A 2,645-nucleotide genomic window follows, 5' to 3' on the forward strand; every position below is an offset into this window, starting at 1 on the left:
CGTCAGCGGCTTTCCCGTAAGCACTGACGCCGCCTTGGCTGGCGATCTCGGCAGCGTTTTCGAATGCGCGAATGCGCACCATGGTGCGAAATAAAGCCGCTAAATTGTCTGTTTGGGCACTCAAAATTTATCTCCAGCTGCCTTGCTTATGTTTTGCATTGTAGGTGCCATGCCGCACACTGCCCTTGGAGCTTCGATGGCTCTTATTAACTTCCTTCGCTACCAGACACCGGCAAAAATTTTGAATTTAAACCTCAACAGCGCGCGCTCTTTTGAAAACACCGGGACGCTACTGGTTTGTCTGCAGTTAGCAAATGAATGGTCTTGATTTTGAAGGCATATTGCCTGGCACGCTGGAACAGAGGTTCTTGACGAAAACGCATTTGAATGCTTGGTCGTTGCGGCAAAAGCTGGGTCTCAGAAAACGCCGTAATGCGGGCTTGACGGCTTTTTGTCGAAAATTGGGCTGTGCAAACTTTCAGAGCCCCAGCGCTTCCCACACCCGAATCGCTGCATAAGCATCGTTTGCGGCATAGACCAGCTGAGATTCGGTCAGTTGAGCATTGGCCCAGTTGCTGGTGGCAGCTTTTTTGGACTTCATGAAGCGCTGCTTGAACAGCACGGCCACAGCGCCTTTCACGCCCATGTCTTTTCGGTAGCCACGCTGGTGGAACACGGTGTTCAGCTCCAGGATGCCTTGGGGCTCCACGCCCAATTTATGGATGATGCGTTTGCGGTCATCGCCCAGACCAAATCCGGCTTTGGCAATGCCGCCACCGAGCGCCAGCAATTCGGCTGCCACAGCACGGCATTCGGGTTCATGCAGCTGAAACACCCAAGCCCGCTCCGAGGTGGACAACTGCAGGATGTGCGGCCCATCAGATTGTTCGCCCACCTTGAAAGTGGGTTTGGATTCGGTATCAAAGCCCCAAGCCCGAGCGGCCACCAGTTGATCGTAGGCCTTGCCCGCCTGCGCACCCGTGCTCACCAGGGTGATCCGGTCCAGGCCGAGGCGCTCGAATACAGGGAGGAGGGCGATGGCCTCTTTGTCGGGTGTGGCCCGGTGCGTGTTGTTGTCTTGCAAGGCAGTTCCAGTGGTCATTCGCGGGCCTGTTTTTTGGCTTTTTTTGCGCCTTCTTTGCGCAAGCTGCGTTCCGCGTCGGCTCTTTTGCCTTCGGCCAGCCATTGGGCAAATTCTTCGGGTGTTTCCAGCGTCACGCGCCCAAGTGCGGCAGAGCGAAAATCGTGGATCACGAGCTCCGCTGCTTTGATGGTGTTGACACGCCCGCCGCTTTGAATGGCACCGCGTTGGCGGGCTATTGCTTCGAGCATGCTTTCATCGGTGTGGCTGGCCACCTCTGCGATCTTGTAGCGTGCCGTCAAGGCCTGCGGATAGTTGGGTATCAGGTAGTTCAGCAATTCCAGTGCCACCACTTCTTCGTCAAAAGCGTTCACACCGATGGCCCCGCTGGCGGCCAGGTTGTAGCCGCTTTGTTCCACGATGATGCGCGGCCACAAAACACCGGGCGTGTCGTAGAGGTAAAAATCATCGGCCAGTGTGATGCGTTGCTCCAGTTTGGTCACGCCCGCTTCGTCACCTGTTTTGGCCGCGCGTTTGCCCTTGAGCGTGTTGATGAGGGTGGATTTGCCGACGTTGGGGATGCCGCAAATGAGCACACGCATGGGTTTAACCATGCCGCCCCGGTGGGGTGCAAGTTGTTGGCAGGCTTCAATCAATGCCTTGGCGGGCGAGACCATGCTGGTGTCCAGCCCCAACGCGCGCACATCGGGGAGGGCGTTGTAATGCTGCAGCCACGCAGTGGTTTGCACCGGATCAGCCAGGTCTTGTTTGCTCAAAATTTTCAGACCCGGTTTGCCCTGAATCAGCTCAGCCAGCATTGGGTTGGCGCTGGAGCCGGGCAAGCGGGCATCGAGCATCTCAATGACAACGTCAATGTCTTTGATGCGCTCCCCAATCGCCTTGCGCGTGAGGTGCATGTGTCCGGGAAACCATTGAATCGCCATAAAAAAACCACTGCCAACCGAAAGTCAAAGAAGGTGATTGTCGGTCACTTCAGTTGGAGCGGTTTTTTTACCATGCTTCGCGAACAAGCCGATCATTGCATCCTGTACCAATGGGCCAATGGTCTAGTGAACCAAGTCTTCCATCGCATCAATGACCATGCCGGTGCCTATGGCGATCAGCAATATGTCGGATGCCATCCGAACGTATTTGTAGCCGAAGGGTGGCACCCCCAAAGCCAACACCACGGCCCTTGGCACGTCGTAATAAATCACGCCACGCGGCAGGGGTTCACCCTTGCGCCACAGTTTGGCCTGGCCTGGGGGTAAACAACCCGTTCCTTTCTTGGCCAAGCCCGGCGGGCAATAGCCCCTGTTTTCTGGCAGGCTGTAATAGTTTATGGCTGCAGCCATCTGGGGGGCCTGAAAATACCGACCGATCGAAATCTTCACCACTGGAGCAGGCGACGGCATGTGCTGCATGTGTGGATGCACTGTCGGGTGACTTTTGTGCATTCCTTGTTTGTCTGCATCTCGCGCTTGTTGAGGCCGGTGCATCGCACCCGGCGGCATTGCGTGTGGATGCTGGCCTGGTCGGCCTTGTTGCCCCTGATGCTTCTGAT

The 2,645-nt window shown here is 56.2% G+C and carries 3 protein-coding genes; all 3 read right to left on the reverse strand.

The annotated features are described in order from the left end of the window. Positions 1-478: 478 nt before the first annotated feature. Positions 479-1,102 carry a 3'-5' exonuclease gene (locus ACIQ3A_RS14930; RefSeq protein WP_396432516.1) on the reverse strand — a complete coding sequence of 208 codons (624 nt, stop codon included), beginning with the start codon at positions 1,100-1,102 and terminating at the stop codon, positions 479-481. Continuing rightward, positions 1,099-2,025, reverse strand: a complete 927-nt coding sequence (ylqF, locus tag ACIQ3A_RS14935) for a ribosome biogenesis GTPase YlqF (protein ID WP_396432517.1) — start codon at positions 2,023-2,025, stop codon at positions 1,099-1,101. The genes ACIQ3A_RS14930 and ylqF overlap by 4 nt, the downstream gene beginning before the upstream one ends. A 123-nt stretch (positions 2,026-2,148) precedes the next feature. Continuing rightward, positions 2,149-2,436: a hypothetical protein gene (locus tag ACIQ3A_RS14940; RefSeq protein ID WP_396432518.1), complete on the reverse strand. Its 288-nt coding sequence runs from the start codon at positions 2,434-2,436 to the stop codon at positions 2,149-2,151. Positions 2,437-2,645: the final 209 nt, after the last annotated feature.

This window comes from Limnohabitans sp., assembly GCF_044361985.1.
GTDB lineage: Bacteria > Pseudomonadota > Gammaproteobacteria > Burkholderiales > Burkholderiaceae_C > Limnohabitans_A.

Bases quoted from the DNA above. Each gene is read 5' to 3' on its own strand.
- ACIQ3A_RS14930 (WP_396432516.1), bottom strand. From the start codon at position 1,102: ATGACCACTGGAACTGCCTTGCAAGACAACAACACGCACCGGGCCACA.
- ylqF (WP_396432517.1), bottom strand. From the start codon at position 2,025: ATGGCGATTCAATGGTTTCCCGGACACATGCACCTCACGCGCAAGGCG.
- ACIQ3A_RS14940 (WP_396432518.1), bottom strand. From the start codon at position 2,436: ATGGCTGCAGCCATAAACTATTACAGCCTGCCAGAAAACAGGGGCTAT.